Origin of the sequence: Microbacterium sp. (genome assembly GCF_041909575.1) — a bacterium.
GTDB lineage: Bacteria > Actinomycetota > Actinomycetes > Actinomycetales > Microbacteriaceae > Microbacterium.
This window is the reverse complement of record NZ_JAYRDE010000062.1, coordinates 1-17371: the sequence shown is the minus strand read 5'-3', so window position 1 is coordinate 17371 and position 17371 is coordinate 1. Positions and strand designations below refer to the sequence as shown.

Below are 17371 nucleotides of genomic sequence, written 5' to 3'. Positions count from 1 at the left end.
CCTCTCGCGCCGCTCCTCTCGGACCCCGATCGCCGGCGCGTGATCGAAGCGCTCACGGCGGCTCGGCTCATCGCCGTGGATGACGACGCGGTGACCGTCGCGCATGAGGCGGTCGCCACGGCGTGGCCGCGCCTCGACGCGTGGCTGGAAGAGGACGCCGACGGTGCGCGTGTCTTCCTCGCGATCGAGAGCGCGGCCGTCGCCTGGGACGCCGGCGGACGATCCGAGGACGACCTGCTTCGCGGCTCACGACTGCACAGCGCTGTTGAATGGCGCGAGCGCGCACGTCCGGATCTCACTCCCACCGAAGTCGAGTTCCTCGACGCGTGCCAGGATCGAGAGAGCGTCGAGGTGCGCGAACTCGCCGCACGCGCAGCGCGTGAGCGCCGCCGGAACCGGACGCTGCGCACCGCGCTCGCGGGCTCGGCGCTCCTCCTGGTCGTGGCTCTCGTCGCGGGGGGCGTCGCAGTCGTCCGCGGCCAGGAGTCGGCGCTCTCGGCCGAGAATGCGCGGATCGAGGCGCTCGTCGCAACGGCGCTCGGCCTGCGAGCCACCGACCGCGAGGTGGGGGCACTGCTCGCCGCGGAGGCCTTCCGCCGATGGCCGGACGACGGCCGTGTTCGCTCCGCTCTCATGGGGACGATGACCGGAGCGGGTGGATTGATCGACATCCATCGCGCCGACGGCCGCTACTCCACGCTTGCGATGATTCCGGGCACCGTCACCGCGCTGCGGGTGACCGATTCGCTACCCGACGAAGATTCCCCGCAGCGGGCAGGTGAATCCCGCGTCGACATCGTCAATGTCTCCGACGGGGACGTCGTGCGCACCCTCGAGGTGGAACTGCCTCAGCTGGACCCCCAGTTCCTGCGCAATGTCGAGGTCAGCCGGGACGGCGGCGTCGCGGTGATCCAGACCGGGCGACTCGTCGACGCCTCGGACCCGAACACCTGCTGCTGGAACCATGTCGCCTTCCTCGACCTTGAGACCGGAGCAGCCCTCCCCGGAAGCCAGCTGCTGCGGATGCGCACGAGCACGATCATCGACCTGGGCGAGACCGGAGACGTGGCCTACATCGCCCATCCGATCACCGGCGACCTCGTCGCCGTCGATACGCGCAACGGGGCGGTCCGCGTGTCGGGTCCGGGCGCCCTGGAGGACTTCACCGGCGAGGGCGGGATCTACAACTCCGTGGTCGTCATCGACGAGAAGCGAGTCGCCACAGGCACCGGCGATCGCCTGCAGGTCTTCGATCGACGATCGCTCGCGCCGCTCCAATCCGTGTCGCTCGGTGCGAACCTCGCCAGCGAGGCGATCGTCCTCGACGGCGACGGCGGGCTGCTGACCAGCGGCCGGGACGGCAGTGCGCGCATCGACCTGCGCGACGGCACCGTCGCGTGGACCCGGCTGACCAGACCCGCCGAGCAGTGCATCTTCCTCGCTCTGACGCCGATCGGCACGGTGGCATGCTCCACCTGGGGTGCCGTCGTCGAGCTCGACCGCACGACGGGTGTTCCGACGGGCCGCGTCCTGGAGACACAGCTCGACACGGCGGCCGAGCTCGACGTGATCGATGACCACACGCTGCTGGTGGCCGCCGCGTGGGACGCTCTGTGGATGCGCTGGAGCATCGCGGGCGCAGGACCGGCCACGCGCGTGCTCGCGCAGGGCCGGCAGATGTTCGGCAGCCCGGATGAGGGCGGCGAGCGGGTCGTGACCGTCCCCAGCGGGGTGGACCCGGACGATCCGGGCCCCTCACTGCTGTGGAACCTCACCACTGACTCCCCCGTGGGCGCGCCGGTTGACGGAATGACGCTCCTGGGCGGAGGCATCCTCGAGGTGTACAACGCCGACACCGGCCTGCACCTTGAGAATCTCACCACCGGTGAACGGCACGACTACGACGTTCCTGGCTTCTCCCTCATGGATTCGCAGCTGGTCACCGGCGACTGGGGGCCCCACGTATTCGCCCAGCTCGACGGGGTCGTCATCGCCGTCGATCCCACGACCGGCCGCCAGGAGGGCGCCGAGATGATCCTGAATACGGGGCAGCAGGTCGCGCTGCAGTCGGCCTCCGAGGCGGCGGACGGGAGGCGTGTCGCCCTGACCTGGCTCGATCTCTCCGACAACCGCACCCAGACATCCGTGTTCGATCTGCAGACGGGAGAGGAGATCGTGCGTGGACTGCCCGACCGCGACCAGACGCTGATCGTCGGCCCGGACGAGCTGATCGCCGTGGGGACCGAGGTGGCCGAACGGGTGGAGCTCTCCACCCTCGAACCCCGAGGCAACGTCAGCAGATCTGCGGGCGGAAGCCGGCTGGTGATGGCGAGCCTCGACCACCGGACGATGCTCAACGTCGGTCAGTCCAACTCTCTGACCCTCTATGACCTCGCGAGCAACGTCGTGCTCGGCGATCCGATCGACACCGACGGACTGGCGGCTCACGGCGGATACCTCACGGCGGACGGGCAGCGTCTGATCACGACGGCGTCGCCGGACGGCATCGCGGTGTGGGACCTCGACCCGGAAGCACAGGCAGCAGCCGCGTGCCGACTCGCCGCGCGCGAGTTCACCGCCAGCGAGTGGTCGACCTACTTCCCCGGCGAGCCGCACCAGCAGACCTGCGCCCTGCTGACCGCACCCTGAAGCTCCCACCGGCGCGAGCTGAGAAAGGGCCGCCCCTTCGTAGGGGGCGGCCCAGGGCGTGCCGGATGGAGGATGCTCCCCCGTGCACCGGATCGAGGGCCCGCGCGCTCCGATCAGGAGTCGACGCGAGCCCTCGAAGATTCGGTCAGCGCGCGGCGCTGCCCTCGGTGTAGTCGGCGTCCTGCTGCTTCCAGGCGAACAGGCCGCGCAGGTCGCGGCCGACCTCCTCGATCGGGTGCTGGGCACCCTTCTCGCGGAGCGCGTAGAACTCGGGCGCGCCGGCGTCCTGGTCGGCGATGAACCGCTCGGCGAACGCGCCGGACTGGATGTCGGCGAGCACCGCCTGCATGTTCTCCTTGACGTGCGGGTCGATGACGCGCGGGCCCGAGACGTAGTCGCCGTACTCGGCGGTGTCCGACACCGACCAGCGCTGCTTGGCGATGCCGCCCTCCCACATGAGGTCGACGATGAGCTTCAGCTCGTGCAGAACCTCGAAGTAGGCGATCTGCGGCTGGTAGCCCGCCTCGGTCAGCGTCTCGAAGCCGTACTGGACGAGCTGCGACACGCCGCCGCAGAGCACGGCCTGCTCGCCGAAGAGGTCGGTCTCGGTCTCCTCGGTGAACGTCGTCTTGATGACGCCGGCGCGAGTGCCGCCGATCGCCTTGGCGTACGACTTCGCGAGGTCCCACGCGGTGCCCGAGGAGTCCTGCTCCACGGCGATGATGTCCGGGATGCCGCGTCCGGCGACGTACTCGCGGCGCACCGTGTGACCGGGGGCCTTCGGGGCGACGAGGATCACGTCGACGCCCTCGGGCGCCTGGATGTAGCCGAAGCGGATGTTGAAGCCGTGCGCGAAGGCGAGGGTCTTGCCGGGCTTGAGGTGCGGCTTGATCTCGTCGTTGTAGATGCCGCGCTGGTGCTGGTCCGGCGCGAGGATCATGATGACGTCGGCCCATTCGGCCGCGTCGGCGACGGTCTTGACCTCGAAGCCCTCCTCCTCGGCCTTCTGGGTCGACTTCGAGCCCTCCTTGAGGGCGATGACGACCTCGACGCCCGAGTCGCGCAGGTTCTGCGCGTGCGCGTGGCCCTGGGAGCCGTAGCCGACGATCGCGACCGTCTTGCCCTGGATGAGCGACAGGTCGGCGTCGTCGTCGTAGAAGAGTTCAGCCATGGTGTGTGTATCTCCTTGATTGGTGGTGGCCCGCCCTGAGCGAGCGAAGCGAGTCGAGGGGTCAGCCGCGCAGGACGCGCTCGGTGATGCTCTTGCCGCCGCGCCCGATGGCCAGGAGGCCGGACTGGGCGAGCTCCTTGATGCCGAAGGGCTCCAGCGCTCGCAGGAAGGCCTCGACCTTGCCCTTGTCGCCGGTGACCTCCACAACGAGCGCGTCGGTGGCGTAGTCGACGATGGACGCGCGGAAGAGGTTGACGACCTCCAGCACGTTGGAGCGCGTCTGGTTGTCGGCGCGCACCTTGATCAGCATGTGCTCGCGCTGCACGGATGCCGTGGGGTCGAGCTCGACGATCTTGATGACGTTCACGAGCTTGTTCAGCTGCTTGGTCACCTGCTCGAGCGGAAGCTCGTCGACGTCGACGACGACGGTGATGCGCGAGAGGCCGGGGACCTCGGTCACGCCCACCGCGAGCGACTCGATGTTGAAGCCGCGACGGGCGAAGAGCCCGGCGACACGGGTCAGCAGACCCGGCTTGTCCTCGACGAGGAGGCTCAGCACGTGAGTGGTCATGGCGCTCAGTCCTCCTGCTCGAAGGCGGGCGCGTGGTCGCGCGCGTACTGGACGTAGCTGTTGCTGACGCCCTGCGGCACCATCGGCCACACCATCGCGTCGGCGCTCACCACGAAATCGATGACGACCGGCCGGTCGTTGGTCTCGAGCGCCGTCTTGATCGCGGCATCCACGTCCTCCTCCTTCTCCACGCGGATCGCGAGGCAGCCGTACGCCTCGGCCAGCTTGACGAAGTCGGGGATCCGGATGGTGTCGTGTCCGGTGTTGAGGTCGGTGTGCGAGTAGCGGCCGTCGTAGAAGAGGGTCTGCCACTGGCGCACCATGCCCAGAGACGAGTTGTTGATGATCGCGACCTTGATCGGGATGTTGTTGATCGCACAGGTGGCGAGTTCCTGATTGGTCATCTGGAAGCATCCGTCACCGTCGATCGCCCACACGTGGCGATCCGGCTGGGCGACCTTCGCACCCATCGCCGCCGGCACCGAGTAGCCCATCGTGCCCGCACCGCCGGAGTTCAGCCACGCGTTCGGGCGCTCGTACTTGATGAACTGCGCGGCCCACATCTGGTGCTGGCCGACGCCGGCAGCATAGATGCCCTCGGGCCCCGTGAGCTCGCCGATGCGCTGGATCACATACTGCGGCGACATCAGGCCGTCGGACGGCTGCGTGTAGCCGAGGGGGAACTCGTCGCGCAGACCGTCGAGGAACGACCACCACTCGGCGGTGTCGGGCTGCGAAACAGCGGATGCCTGCCGGAAGGCCACCTCGAGATCGACGAGAACGTCCTTGAGGTCGCCCACGATCGGCACGTCGGCGGTGCGGATCTTCGAGATCTCGGCGGGGTCGATGTCGACGTGCACGACCTGCGCGTTGGGCGCGAAGAGGGCTGCCTTGCCGGTGACGCGATCGTCGAAGCGGGCTCCGAGCGAGACGAGGAGGTCGGCCTCCTGCAGCGCGAGCACGGCGGGCACCGTGCCGTGCATGCCGGGCATCCCCAGGTGCTGCGCGTGCGAGTCCGGGAACGCGCCGCGCGCCATGAGCGTGGTCACGACCGGCGCGCCGGTGGACTCGGCGAGGGCGAGCAGCTCCTCCGACGCCTTCGCGCGGATCACGCCTCCGCCGACGTAGAGCACCGGCTTCTTCGCCTCGGCGATCAGTTGCGCGGCCGCCTGAATCTGCTTGCCGTGGGCCTTCGTCACGGGACGGTAGCCGGGCAGATCGATCTTCGGCGGCCACACGAACGGCGCCTCGGCCTGCTGCGCGTCCTTCGTGATGTCCACGAGCACCGGACCGGGACGGCCGGTGCCGGCGATCTCGAACGCGGCGGCGATCGCGCCGGGGATCTCGGAGGCGTCCTTCACGAGGAACGAGTGCTTCGTGATCGGCATCGTGATGCCCACGATGTCTGCCTCCTGGAAGGCATCCGTCCCCATCAGGTTCGAGAAGACCTGGCCCGTGATGCAGACGATCGGCACGGAGTCCATGTAGGCGTCGGCGATCGCCGTCACGAGGTTGGTCGCACCGGGTCCGGACGTCGCGATGGCGACGCCGATCTTGTTGGACGCGGCCGCGTAGCCCTCGGCGGCGTGGCCGGCGCCCTGCTCGTGGCGGACGAGGATGTGGCGCAGGTCGCTCGAGTCCATGAGCGGGTCGTACACGGGGAGGATGGCGCCGCCCGGCAGCCCGAAGACGTCTGTGACGCCGAGCAGCTCGAGCGAGCGGACGACCGCCTGAGCGCCCGTGAGCACGGGCGCGGTGGCGGTGCGAGCGGGTGGCCTGGGAACGGCCGCAGCGGTTTCGGCGGGCATGGTGATGATCCTCGATCAGTCGGATGAAGTGTCGGAAGCCGAGCTCAGCCCGTCGTGGCGCCCTCTGCTGCAGAGCGCACGAGACGGGAGTACTTGGCAAGGACGCCACGGGTATAGCGCGGAGGAAGAGGCTCCCAGCCAGAGCGGCGGGAGTCGAGCTCTGCATCGTCGACGAGTAGGTCGAGAGTGCGAGCCGCGATATCGACCCGTATCAGATCACCATCGCGCACGAAGGCGATGGGACCAGCGTCCACCGCTTCGGGTGCTATGTGGCCGATGCACAGGCCGGTTGTGCCGCCTGAGAATCGTCCGTCCGTCAAGAGTAGTACATCTTTTCCGAGCCCAGCGCCCTTGATGGCGGCGGTGATGGCGAGCATCTCGCGCATGCCCGGGCCGCCCTTGGGTCCCTCGTAGCGGATGACGACGACGTCGCCCGCGACGATCTCACCGGCCTCGAGCGCGTCCATCGCGGCACGCTCGCGCTCGAACACGCGGGCAGGGCCCTCGAACACATCGGCGTCGAAGCCCGCGGACTTCACCACCGCACCCTCGGGGGCGATCGAGCCGTGCAGGATCGTGATCCCGCCCTTGGCGTGGATCGGGTCGTCGAACGTGTGGATGACCGTGCCGTCGACCGGGTCGGGGTCGAGGTCGGCCAGGTTCTCGGCGAGCGTCTTGCCGGTCACGGTGAGCGCGTCGCCGTGCAGCAGTCCCTCGTCGAGCATCGCCTTCATGATGACCGGGATGCCGCCGTGGCGGTCGACGTCGTTCATGACGTACTTGCCGAACGGCTTCATGTCGGCCACGTGCGGCACCTTGTCGCCGATGCGGTTGAAGTCGTGCAGGCTCAGCTCGACGTCGGCCTCGCGCGCGATCGCGAGGAGGTGGAGCACCACATTGGTCGAGCCGCCGAGCGCCATCGCCAGGGCGATCGCGTTCTCGAACGCCTCCTTGGTGAGGATGTCGCGGGTCGTGATCCCCTGACGGAGCAGGTTCACCACGGCCTCGCCCGAGCGGTGGGCGAAGTAGTCGCGGCGGCGGTCGGCCGACGGCGGCGCGGCGGAGCCCGGGAGGCTGAGGCCGAGCGCCTCGGCGACAGAGGCCATCGTGTTGGCCGTGTACATTCCGCCGCATGCGCCCTCGCCGGGCGCGATCGCGCATTCGATGCGCTTGAGGTCTGCCTCGCTCATCTTGCCGGCGAGGCACGCGCCGACGGCCTCGAACGAGTCGATGATCGTGACGTCCTTCTCGGTGCCGTCCGAGAGCTTCACCCAGCCGGGCGCGATCGAGCCGGCATAGAGGAAGACGCTCGACAGGTCGAGACGCGCAGACGCCATCAGCATGCCCGGGATCGACTTGTCGCACCCCGCGAGCAGCACCGAGCCGTCGAGGCGCTCGGCCATGATGACCGTCTCGACCGAGTCCGCGATGACCTCGCGCGACACGAGCGAGAAGTGCATCCCCTCATGGCCCATCGAGATGCCGTCCGAGACCGAGATCGTGCCGAACTGCAGCGGGTAGCCGCCTCCGGCGTGCACACCCTCCTTCGCGCCCTGCGCGAGCCGGTCGAGGCTCAGGTTGCAGGGCGTGATCTCGTTCCAGCTCGACGCGATGCCGATCTGCGGCTTGTCCCAGTCCTCGTCGCCCATTCCGACAGCGCGGAGCATTCCGCGCGACGTCGTCGCTTCGATGCCGTCGGTGACCACCCGGCTGCGGGGCTTGATGTCGATGGAGTTGTCAGGCTGGGGCATGGGGGAAGTCTATTCCCGCGCGCGTGACCGCTCGGCCGCGATGACGGCGAGGAGGTCCGCCATCGCCGGGATGTCGGGCACGCAGATCGTGGCCGCTGTCGGGCGGCTCCCCACGTGCACGCCGAGGTCCGCGTCGCCGAGACTCTTGAGCGCATCCTCATCGGTGATGTCGTCGCCCGCGAAGACCACGGCCGAGGCATCCGTCCGCTCTCGCAGCTCCGCGATCGCGGAGTCCTTGCCCTCGTGGCGGAAGGCGTACTCGACGATGTTGTGCCCGGTGCGGCGGCGCCAATGCGGCGCCTCGGACGCGACGAGCGCGTCGACGAGGCGGTTCGCCTCCGCGGCGTCGGCGGGCGTCGACTTGCGGGTGTGCACGCCGAAGCCGAAGCGCTTGGGCTCGATCCAGACTCCGGCGAGGTCGGCCGTCGCCTGCTCGGCGTGCGCGCGCAGCTCGTCGCGGAGGGCAGCGTCGCCCGGATCGTCGGCGTGGGTCAGCGCGCCCTCCCCCGGGATCCAGAACTCGGCGCCGTGCGATCCGGCCAGCAGCAGCGGCGAGTCGTCCCCGTGCTCGGCGATGATCCGCAGGTCCGAGAGGCTGCGTCCGGACACCAGTGCGACCAGCGTGTCCGGGGCGGCCACGACGGCATCCACGGCCGCTCGCGCGGCGGGAAGCATGCGGGCATCCATCGGCTCGTCTTCGAGCGGCGCCAGCGTGCCGTCGAAGTCGAGCGCCACGAGGAGGCGATCGGATGCCGCGACCCGCGCGACCGCGACGCTGATGCCGTCTGCCGTCGAGCTCATGCGCTGGCCCTTCGCGCGTCGGCGCGGCGTTTGACGGACTTGGCGTCGTCGAGGGCCGCGAGGAACGAGCGGGACCACCGGGCGACGTCGTGCTCGATGACGCGTTTGCGCAGCGCCCGCATGCGGCGGCCCTGCTCGGCGGCGGGCATGTCGATCGCCCGCATGATCGCGTCCTTCATGCCGTCGATGTCGTGGGGGTTGATGCGCACGGCGCTCGGCAGCTCGTCGGCGGCGCCGGCGAACTCGCTCAGCACGAGCACGCCGCGGTTGTCGACGCGAGAGGCGACGTACTCCTTCGCGACGAGGTTCATGCCGTCGCGGAGCGCCGTCACCAGCATGACGTCGGCGGCGAGGAAGAGGGCGACCATCTCCTCGCGCGGGTACGCCTGGTGCAGGTAGCGGATGGCGGTGTGGCCCATCGTGTCGTAGTCGCCGTTGATGCGGCCGACGGTGAGCTCGATCTCGTCGCGCAGCTGCACGTAGGCCTCGACGCGCTCGCGGCTCGGGCTGGCGACCTGCACGAGCGTGACGTCGTCGACCGAGACGCGGCCGTCCTCGAGAAGCTCGCCGAACGCCTTCAGCCGGTGGCGGATGCCCTTGGTGTAGTCGAGGCGGTCCACGCCCAGCAGGATCTTCCGGGGATTGCCGAGCTCGGCGCGGATCTCGGCGGCGCGCGCCCGGATGTCGGGGCGCTGGGCGAGCTCGACGTACGAGGCGGCGTCGATCGAGATCGGGAACGCCTTCGCGAGGGCGTTGCGCGTGGCACCGTCCGCCTCGGGGACGGTGATCCCGGACGCCTTCGTCGGGAACCGCAGCACGCGCCGGACCGCGCGCGCGAAGTTGCCGGCATCCGCCACGCGCTGGAAGCCGATCACGTCGGCCCCGAGGAGCCCGTCGAGCACCTGGCGGCGCCAGGGCAGCTGCGAGTACAGGCCGTATGCCGGGAAGGGAATGTGGTGGAAGTAGCCGATCGTGAGGTCGGGTCGCATCTCGCGCAGCATGCGCGGGACGAGCTGGAGCTGGTAGTCCTGCACCCACACCTCGGCGCCTTCGGCGGCCGCGTCGGCCGCCGCCTCGGCGAAGCGCCTGTTGACCCGCACGTAGGAGTCCCACCACACGCGGCGGTATCGCGGCTCGGCGATGACGTCGTGGTACAGCGGCCAGAACGTGTCGTTCGACATGCCCTCGTAGTAGTTCTCGACGTCGTCAGAGCTCAGCGACACCGGCACGAGGTAGGCGCCCTCGAACTCGAACGGCTCCACGTCGATGTCGGGCTGACCGGGCCAACCCACCCAGGCGCCGTCGGCGCGACGCATCACGGGCTCGAGCGCCGTCACGAGCCCTCCGGGCGAACGCCGCCAGGAGGGTTCGCCGGAACCGTCGACCACACGGTCGACGGGAAGTCGGTTGGCGACGACGACAAGCTCTGCCTTGGTCACTCGGGCTCCTGACGGTGGCGGGGGGACGAGGCATCCTCAGGCTATCGCGGTCCGCGCCCGCGCCCATGCCGCTTGACTCCCCGGGTCATCGCTGTCAAGGGAAGACGGTGACGGATGCCGCGCGCTAGCGTGGGCGCATGAGAAAGTACCTCTTCGGCACCGGCCTGCTGACCGCCATCACCGGAGGGCTCACGCTGCTGCGCGGGATGCGCGAGGACGCCCCCTTCACGTGGCGCAGCGCTCTCGGCTGGATCAGCTGGGCGATCTCGGTGGCCCTCGTCATCGGCGCGGTCGTCGACATCCGCCGCGCGTCGACGGGGCACACGATCGACCCCGACTCCCCCGTGCACGGGCAGGAGAAGAAGCTCATGAAGGAGCGCGCGCGGCGAACGCGGGCCTAGAGCTCGATCTCGTAGTGCACGAAGCCGGTCGAGGTCGCGACCTTGTCGTACAGCGACCGCGCCGTCGCGTTGTCCTCCTTCGTATGCCAGTACACGCTGGTGGCGCCGAAGAGGCGCGCCCAGTCGCGCACGTGCTCGATGAGGGCGGTCCCCGCTCCTTCGCCGCGGGCGTCGGGGTCGACGTACAGGTCCTCGAGGTAGCAGACGACCTTGCTCGTCCAGGTGCCCGGGTGGGTGAGCCAGTGGACCAGCCCGATCGGCCGGCCCTCGGCATCCCGCGCGAACGCCCCGTGGAGGTGCTCGTCGGCCACGATCCGCTGGAAGGTCGACTCGGTGACGTCGGCGGGCACCTCCGCCTCGTAGAACGTGAGGTACGCCTGCCACAGCGCCTCCCAGGCCGGTCGGTCGTCCGCCGTGATCGGAGTGATGGAGCTCATGCCGCGACGGTATCCCGTCCCGCCCACCGCTGCGGTGCGGCGCGCGCACCGCAGCGGTGAGGACGGAGCGGATGCCGCGTTTCAGCGCGTCAGGATGAGCGCGTCGCCCTGCCCGCCGCCGCCGCACAGCGCGACAGCGGCCGTGCCGCCGCCACGGCGGACGAGCTCATGCACCGCGTGCACCACCAGTCGATTGCCGGACGCCCCGATCGGGTGGCCGATCGCGATACCGCCGCCGTGCGGGTTGACGATCTCGTCGGAGAGCCCGAGCTCGGCCTGCGACCGCGCCACCACGGCGCCGAAGGCCTCGTTGATCTCGACGAGGTCGAGATCCGATGCGGCGATGCCCTGCTTGGCGAGCGCCTTCTCGATCGCCCGTGCGGGCTGGGAGTGGAGCGAGTTGTCGGGACCGGCGACCTGGCCCGAGGCGCCGACGACGGCCAGTACGGGCCAGCCGTTCTCATCGGCGTGCGAGCGGCGCGTGAGCACGACCGCGGAGGCGCCGTCGGAGATCTGGGAGGAATTGCCCGCCGTGATCGAGCCGCCCTCGGCGAAGGCGGGACGCAAGCGGGAGAGGGTCTCGACGGTGGTTTCGGGACGAACTCCCTCGTCGCGCGTGACGACGACCGGCTCGCCCTTGCGCTGCGGGATCTCGACCGGCACGATCTCGGCGTCGAAGAGGCCCTCGGACTGAGCCTGGGCGGCGCGTTGGTGCGACCGGGCCGCGACCGCGTCCTGCGCTTCCCGCGTGACCTCGAGACGGCCGTTGTGGCGCTCGGTCGAGGCGCCCATGCTCTCGCGGTCGTACGCGTCGGTGAGTCCGTCGTACGCCATGTGGTCGAGGACCTCGATGGAGCCGTAGGTCCAGCCGTCGCGCGAGCCCATCAGCAGGTGCGGGGCGCGGGTCATCGACTCCATGCCCGCCGCGACCACGACCGAGGCATCGCCGACGGCGAGCATGCGGGCGCCGTCGATGATGGCGGTGAGCCCCGAGAGGCACACCTTGTTCACCGAGCCCGCGTGCACGTCCCAGCCGATGCCGGCGCCGACGGCCGCCTGGCGGGCCGGGTTCTGCCCCGCGCCGGCGGCGAGCACCTGCCCGACGAGCACGGCGTCCACCGCCTCGGCGGGAATGCCGCCCTGAGCGAGCGCGCCGCGGATCGCGGCGCTGCCGAGCTGCACCGCCGTGAGCGGCGCGAGCTGCCCCTTCAGGCGGCCCTGCGGGGTGCGGGCTGCGGCGACGATGACGACGTCTTCGTGGTTCATGATTTCTCCTCGAGTCCGGGGGCGACGGCGAGCGGTGGCTCGGTCGCGGCGATGACCTCGTCGATCGTGGCGCCGGGGGCGACCTCGACGAGCACGAGGCCGTCGGGGGTCACATCGATGACGGCGAGGTCGGTGATGATGCGGTCGACCACTCCCCTGCCCGTGAGCGGCAGGCTGCAGTCGTGGACGATCTTGGGCGAGCCGTCTTTGGCGACGTGCTCCATCAGCACGATCACCTTCGCGGCTCCGTGCACGAGGTCCATGGCGCCGCCCGGGCCCTTGACCATCTTCCCCGGGATCATCCAGTTCGCGAGGTCGCCCGACGCCGAGACCTGCATGGCGCCGAGGATGGCCGCATCGATCTTGCCCCCGCGGATCATCCCGAAGCTCATCGCCGAGTCGAAGAACGCGGCACCGGGGAGAGTGGTCACCGTCTCTTTGCCGGCGTTGATGAGATCGGGGTCGACGTGCTCCTCGAGAGGATACGGGCCGACGCCCAGGATGCCGTTCTCGGACTGCAGCACGACGGTGACGCCCTCGGGAACGAAGTTGGGCACCAGGGTGGGCAGGCCGATGCCGAGGTTCACGTACGCGCCGTCCGGAAGCTCGCGGGCGGCTCGGGCCGCCATCTCGTTGCGGGTGAGCGCCATCTCAGTCGCCTGCCTCTCGCACGGTGCGCCGTTCGATGCGCTTCTCGATGCCCGATCCGACCTCGACGATGCGGTGCACGTAGACGCCGGGCAGATGGACGCAATCGGGGTCGAGCTCGCCGGGCTCGACGAGCTCCTCGACCTGCGCGATGCACACACGGCCGGCCATCGCAGCGAGCGGGTTGAAGTTGCGGGCCGACTTGTTGAAGATCAGGTTGCCGTGCCGGTCGCCCTTGAGCGCGTGGAGCAGCGCGAAGTCGGTGACGATCGCCTCTTCGAGCACGTACTCGCGCTCCGCGCCCGCGACGGCGAAGGTGCGCACATCCTTCACCGGCGAGGCCACGGCGATGCCGCCTGCCCCGTCGTAGCGGCGCGGAAGACCGCCCTCAGCGACCTGCGTGCCGACCCCGGTCTGCGTGTAGAACGCGGCGATCCCCGAGCCCCCGGCGCGCAGCTTCTCGGCGAGCGTGCCCTGCGGCGTGAGCTCGAGCTCGAGCTCGCCCGACAGGAACTGCCGCTCGAACTCCTTGTTCTCGCCCACGTACGACGACGTCATCTTTCGGATGCGCTTGGCGTTCAGCAGGATGCCGAGTCCCCAGTCATCCACGCCGCAGTTGTTGCTGACGATGCTCAGGTCGCTCGTCCCCTGGGCGAGCAGAGCCTCGATGAGCGCGCTGGGGTTGCCCGAGAGGCCGAACCCGCCGACGGCGAGCGATGCGCCGTCCGGGATGTCGGCGACCGCTTCGGCGGCGGACCCCCACGTCTTGTCGATCACGTGCCACTCCTTCGTTGCCGGATGCCTCCATCCTGCGCCTGTCGCTGGGATGCCGCACGCGGGCGTTTGCCATGTGGAGGCGGGCGCGCGTAGTGTCCACATCGTGGACGACTCCAGGAACGCGCGTCGCAGCGTGCCGGGTGCGCAGTCCGTTGCGCGGGCCGCGCAGCTGCTGCGTCTGGTCACCTCGGCGGGGAACGACGGGATGCCGGTCGCCGAGCTCGCACGGCGGGCAGACCTCACGCGTCCGACGACCCACCGGCTGCTGACGGCCCTGCGCCATGAGGGACTCGTCGACCAGGACGACCGCACCGGCCTGTGGATGCCGGGACCCGAGCTCTATCTGATGGGCACGGTCGCGGCATCCCGCTACGACATCACCGGCATCGCGCGCGACACCGTGCGCTCCCTCGCGGTCCGCACGGAGGAGAGCGCGTTCCTCTCGGTGCGGCGCGGGGATGAGACCGTGTGCCTGCTGCGCGAGGAGGGGAGCTTCCCGATCCGGTCGTTCGTGCTGTCGGAGGGCGTGCGCTTCCCGCTCGGCGTCGCGTCGGCAGGGTTGGCGATCCTCTCGTTCCTCCCGTCCCACGATGTGGACGCGTACTTCGAGCGGCATCCCGCTCTGGCGCGCGAGTGGGGTGCATCGCACGGCGAGCAGCGGCTACGCGCCCGACTGCGCGAGACGCACGAGCGCGGGTACGCGATCAATCCCGGCCTCATCGTCGAGGGGTCCTACGGTCTCGGCGCGGCGGTGTTCACGCGCGAGGGGCATCCGCAATGGGCTCTCAGCCTCACCGGCGTCGAGTTCCGGTTCGGACCCGAACGCCTCCCCGAACTCGGCCGCACGCTGCTCGCCCACGCGCACCAGCTCACCACCCGCATCGCCGCGACCCGCTGACCGCCCCTCCTCAGGGCGCATAACTCCTGCAGTTTGCGCCGTCTAGGCTCCATTCGGCCCCTGTGGGACGTCCGGAGGCCCGAAGTGCAGGAGTTATGCGCCGTGCGCGGTGCTCACCGCGGATGCCGCGCCCGCCCGAGTGACCCGCCGAGTGCCCTAGTCGCCCGACCCCGGACCCGCAACCCCTCTCGGTTCACGGGGCCTGCGACCTACCGTGGACTTCTCGATCCGGAGGAGGTCCGGTCATGCCCGACAGCAGTACACACCATCGCGTCCTGGTCATCGGCGGCGGGAATGGCGGCGTCTCGGTGGCCGCCCGGCTGCGGCGCCAGGGGGTCGGCGACATCGCGCTGATCGAGCCGCGCGTGGAGCACGTCTACAAGCCGCTCTTCTCGCACGTCGCGGGCGGAACCGCGCGCGCGGGCATCACCGTCCGGCCGCAGCGGGGCGTCATCCCTCCCGGCGTGGAGTGGATTCAGGACTCCGTCGTCCGCGTCGATCCCGAGGCCAGCAGTGTCGAACTGGCGAGCCTTCGACGGATCACCTACGACCACCTCGTCGTCTGCCCGGGCATCCAGCTCGACTGGGACCGGATCCCCGGACTTGCACGGGCCATCAAGACGCCGGCCGTGGCATCCCATTACCGGTTCGATCTGGCGGAGAAGGCATCCCTGCTGCTGCGCGATGTACGCCGCGGCACCGTGGTCTTCACCCAGCCGGACGATCCCGCCTCGTGTGCGGGCGCCGCGCAGAAGCCGATGTACCAGGCGTGCGCGTACTGGCGGGCGATCGGCGTGCTGGACGACATCCGCGTGATCATGGTCGTTCACGGCGACCGTCCGTTCGGGGTTCCCGCGATCGCGGGCGAGCTCGAGCGCGTCATCGCCGAATACGGCATCGAGCTGCGCACGAACAGCGAGCTGCTCGAGGTGGACGGCGCTGCGAGAGAAGTCGTGATCGGCAACAGCGAGGGCACCGAGCGCGTGTCGTACGACGTGCTCAACGCCGTCCCGCCGCAGTCGGCACCGGACTGGCTCAAGGGCTCCGCGCTCGCCGCCGACGACGGCGGCTTCGTCGCTGTAGATCCCCGGACCCTCCGCAGCCCGCGCTTCCCGAACGTATGGGCGCTGGGGGATGCCGCGGCCACGACGAACTCGAAGTGCGGCGGTTCGCTGCGCAAGCAGACCTACGTGCTCGCCAAGAACCTCGCCGCGGTGCTGCGCGGCAAGGATCCGCGGTGGTCGTACGACGGCTATGCGGTCTGCCCGTTCACGGTGTCGCGCTCGACGGTGGTGTGGGCGGAGTTCGACGACAAGGGCGACCTCGCGCCGACGATCCCGTTCTGGAAGACGATGTACCGCGAGAGCCGCCTGTCGTGGATCTTCGATCGACACGTCCTGCCGTGGGTGTACTGGAACCTGATCCTCACGGGCCGCGTCTGAGACGACGAAAGCGGCCCCGATCGGGACCGCTTCTGTCGATGGTGCACCCCCAGGGACTTGAACCCTGAACCCACTGATTAAGAGTCAGTTGCTCTGCCGATTGAGCTAGAGGTGCGTGATCCGCACGAGGCGAACCGAGCGTCAACGTTACCATCACGATTGCGTCACCGGAAATCGAGACGCCCCCGGCCGGATATCCTGATCACGTGACCTCCCCCTCCGCCGCGACGCCCTTCGATGCGCCGTACGAGGGCGACCTGCGCGCCGAGCTGGAGTTCGCTCTGAGGCTCGCGGATGCCGCGGACGAGGCATCCATGAGCCGATTCGACGCCCCCGATCTCGAGGTCGCCACGAAGGCCGATGCGAGCCACGTGACCGAGGCCGACCTCGCCACCGAGCGGGCGATCCGGGCGCTGCTCGAGGCCGAGCGTCCCGACGACGGCGTCTTCGGCGAGGAGTACGGCATCACGGGCAGCACGCAGCGCCAGTGGATCATCGACCCCATCGACGGCACGGCGAACTACCTCAAGGGCATCCCGATGTGGACCACCCTCATCGCGCTCGCGATCGACGGCGTCCCCCGCGTCGGCGTCGCGAGCCAGCCTGCGATCGGCCGGCGCTGGTGGGCGGCCACCGGACTGGGCGCGTGGACGAACACGCCGGCGGGCGAACCGCGCCGGCTCTCCGTGTCGTCCGTCGACTCGGTCGCCGATTCGAGCGTGAGCTTCCAGAGCATCGGGCAGTGGCGGGATGCCGGTGAGCTCGACGCCCTCGAACGACTCACGGCCGCCGTCTGGCGCGACCGCGGCTACGGCGACGCGTGGCCCTACATGCTCCTCGCCGAGGGCCGCCTCGAGTTCGTGGCCGAATTCGGGGTGAAGGAGTATGACATCGCCGCGCTCGTTCCGATCGTCACCGAGGCCGGCGGCCGTTTCACCTCGTATACGGGCGCCGACTCCCTGTCGGAGCGCTCCTCCCTCGCCACCAACCGCCTCCTCCACGACGCCTACCTCACCCTGCTCCACTCTCCCTGACGCATCACCTCCCCCAACCCCTCCGGAGACCGCTCGATGTTTTCCCCACGACACCGAACCGGCGCCGCGATCGTCCTGGCACTGGCCGTCACCTCCCTGGTGACAGCGTGCGCGGAATCCCCACCGCCCGCACCGCAGGCCACCGAGACCACCGCCGGCACCCCCACCCCCACCGCGCCCGCACCGTCGCCGACCCCGACTGTCGGCGGCGCCGGCGCCCCGCCGCCCGGGGGGAACCGGATCGGACCCCACGTCGTCGCCGACTTCGAGAAGGGCGG

15 protein-coding genes, 1 tRNA gene and 1 pseudogene are annotated in these 17371 nt (G+C 69.9%); 6 read left to right on the top strand and 11 right to left on the bottom strand.

Annotated features, from left to right (window positions below):
* Positions 1 to 2649 (top strand): hypothetical protein (locus tag ACE3O1_RS09910; RefSeq protein ID WP_374314862.1); only part of this gene is annotated, 2649 nt, incomplete at its 5' end.
* A 145-nt stretch (positions 2650 to 2794) separates the two neighbouring features.
* On the opposite strand, the gene ilvC is transcribed toward ACE3O1_RS09910, so the two are convergent.
* From ilvC to ACE3O1_RS09880, 6 genes are all read right to left on the bottom strand, one after another.
* Entirely contained in the window at positions 2795 to 3820 is a 1026-nt protein-coding gene (gene ilvC / locus ACE3O1_RS09905; RefSeq protein WP_374314861.1) for a ketol-acid reductoisomerase, read from the bottom strand.
* Positions 3821 to 3881: 61 nt separating this feature from the next.
* Complete coding sequence (gene ilvN / locus ACE3O1_RS09900; protein ID WP_374314860.1) at positions 3882 to 4391, bottom strand: acetolactate synthase small subunit; 510 nt, start codon at positions 4389 to 4391, stop codon at positions 3882 to 3884.
* A gap of 5 nt (positions 4392 to 4396) precedes the next feature.
* Positions 4397 to 6199, bottom strand: coding sequence for an acetolactate synthase large subunit (locus tag ACE3O1_RS09895; RefSeq protein WP_374314859.1), 1803 nt, complete (start codon positions 6197 to 6199; stop codon positions 4397 to 4399).
* 44 nt (positions 6200 to 6243) lie between these two features.
* A complete protein-coding gene (gene ilvD / locus ACE3O1_RS09890; RefSeq protein ID WP_374314857.1) occupies positions 6244 to 7950 on the bottom strand; it encodes a dihydroxy-acid dehydratase in 1707 nt (568 codons plus the stop codon).
* Positions 7951 to 7959: 9 nt separating this feature from the next.
* A complete protein-coding gene (gene otsB / locus ACE3O1_RS09885; RefSeq protein WP_374314856.1) occupies positions 7960 to 8751 on the bottom strand; it encodes a trehalose-phosphatase in 792 nt (263 codons plus the stop codon).
* A complete protein-coding gene (locus ACE3O1_RS09880) occupies positions 8748 to 10190 on the bottom strand; it encodes a trehalose-6-phosphate synthase (protein WP_374314855.1) in 1443 nt (480 codons plus the stop codon). Before ACE3O1_RS09880 ends, otsB begins: the two co-directional genes overlap by 4 nt.
* 137 nt (positions 10191 to 10327) lie before the next feature.
* Here ACE3O1_RS09880 and ACE3O1_RS09875 point away from each other — a divergent pair, with 137 nt between their 5' ends.
* Positions 10328 to 10591 (top strand): hypothetical protein, encoded by a 264-nt coding sequence (locus tag ACE3O1_RS09875; protein WP_374314854.1) that lies wholly within the window; start codon positions 10328 to 10330, stop codon positions 10589 to 10591.
* On the opposite strand, the gene ACE3O1_RS09870 is transcribed toward ACE3O1_RS09875, so the two are convergent.
* From ACE3O1_RS09870 to ACE3O1_RS09855, 4 genes are all read right to left on the bottom strand, one after another.
* A complete protein-coding gene (locus ACE3O1_RS09870) occupies positions 10588 to 11028 on the bottom strand; it encodes a GNAT family N-acetyltransferase (protein WP_374314852.1) in 441 nt (146 codons plus the stop codon). The genes ACE3O1_RS09875 and ACE3O1_RS09870 overlap by 4 nt on opposite strands.
* 81 nt (positions 11029 to 11109) lie before the next feature.
* The gene (locus ACE3O1_RS09865) at positions 11110 to 12294 is read right to left on the bottom strand and encodes an acetyl-CoA C-acetyltransferase (RefSeq protein WP_374314850.1); all 1185 of its coding nucleotides are present in this window, start codon (positions 12292 to 12294) and stop codon (positions 11110 to 11112) included.
* Positions 12291 to 12944 (bottom strand): CoA transferase subunit B, encoded by a 654-nt coding sequence (locus ACE3O1_RS09860; protein WP_374314849.1) that lies wholly within the window; start codon positions 12942 to 12944, stop codon positions 12291 to 12293. Before ACE3O1_RS09860 ends, ACE3O1_RS09865 begins: the two co-directional genes overlap by 4 nt.
* A 1-nt stretch (position 12945) precedes the next feature.
* Positions 12946 to 13719 (bottom strand): CoA transferase subunit A, encoded by a 774-nt coding sequence (locus tag ACE3O1_RS09855; protein ID WP_374314848.1) that lies wholly within the window; start codon positions 13717 to 13719, stop codon positions 12946 to 12948.
* Positions 13720 to 13822: 103 nt separating this feature from the next.
* Between ACE3O1_RS09855 and ACE3O1_RS09850 the strand changes: the two genes are divergently transcribed.
* Together ACE3O1_RS09850 and ACE3O1_RS09845 are read left to right on the top strand one after the other, a co-directional pair.
* Positions 13823 to 14617, top strand: a complete 795-nt coding sequence (locus ACE3O1_RS09850; RefSeq protein ID WP_374314847.1) for an IclR family transcriptional regulator — start codon at positions 13823 to 13825, stop codon at positions 14615 to 14617.
* Between the two features lie 245 nt (positions 14618 to 14862).
* Positions 14863 to 16059 (top strand): NAD(P)/FAD-dependent oxidoreductase, encoded by a 1197-nt coding sequence (locus ACE3O1_RS09845; protein WP_374314846.1) that lies wholly within the window; start codon positions 14863 to 14865, stop codon positions 16057 to 16059.
* 39 nt (positions 16060 to 16098) lie between these two features.
* Here ACE3O1_RS09845 and ACE3O1_RS09840 read toward each other — a convergent pair.
* Positions 16099 to 16174 (bottom strand) — tRNA-Lys (locus ACE3O1_RS09840).
* A 91-nt stretch (positions 16175 to 16265) separates the two neighbouring features.
* On the opposite strand from ACE3O1_RS09840, the gene ACE3O1_RS09835 reads away from it, so the two are divergent.
* A complete protein-coding gene (locus ACE3O1_RS09835; RefSeq protein WP_374314845.1) occupies positions 16266 to 17093 on the top strand; it encodes an inositol monophosphatase family protein in 828 nt (275 codons plus the stop codon).
* A 36-nt stretch (positions 17094 to 17129) separates the two neighbouring features.
* Positions 17130 to 17371: pseudogene (locus tag ACE3O1_RS09830) on the top strand (hypothetical protein); the annotation flags it as partial.

Coding starts and splice junctions, on each gene's coding strand:
- ilvC (WP_374314861.1), bottom strand. CDS start 3,820: ATGGCTGAACTCTTCTACGACGACGACGCCGACCTGTCGCTCATCCAG.
- ilvN (WP_374314860.1), bottom strand. CDS start 4,391: ATGACCACTCACGTGCTGAGCCTCCTCGTCGAGGACAAGCCGGGTCTG.
- ACE3O1_RS09895 (WP_374314859.1), bottom strand. CDS start 6,199: ATGCCCGCCGAAACCGCTGCGGCCGTTCCCAGGCCACCCGCTCGCACC.
- ilvD (WP_374314857.1), bottom strand. CDS start 7,950: ATGCCCCAGCCTGACAACTCCATCGACATCAAGCCCCGCAGCCGGGTG.
- otsB (WP_374314856.1), bottom strand. CDS start 8,751: ATGAGCTCGACGGCAGACGGCATCAGCGTCGCGGTCGCGCGGGTCGCG.
- ACE3O1_RS09875 (WP_374314854.1), top strand. CDS start 10,328: ATGAGAAAGTACCTCTTCGGCACCGGCCTGCTGACCGCCATCACCGGA.
- ACE3O1_RS09870 (WP_374314852.1), bottom strand. CDS start 11,028: ATGAGCTCCATCACTCCGATCACGGCGGACGACCGACCGGCCTGGGAG.
- ACE3O1_RS09865 (WP_374314850.1), bottom strand. CDS start 12,294: ATGAACCACGAAGACGTCGTCATCGTCGCCGCAGCCCGCACCCCGCAG.
- ACE3O1_RS09860 (WP_374314849.1), bottom strand. CDS start 12,944: ATGGCGCTCACCCGCAACGAGATGGCGGCCCGAGCCGCCCGCGAGCTT.
- ACE3O1_RS09845 (WP_374314846.1), top strand. CDS start 14,863: ATGCCCGACAGCAGTACACACCATCGCGTCCTGGTCATCGGCGGCGGG.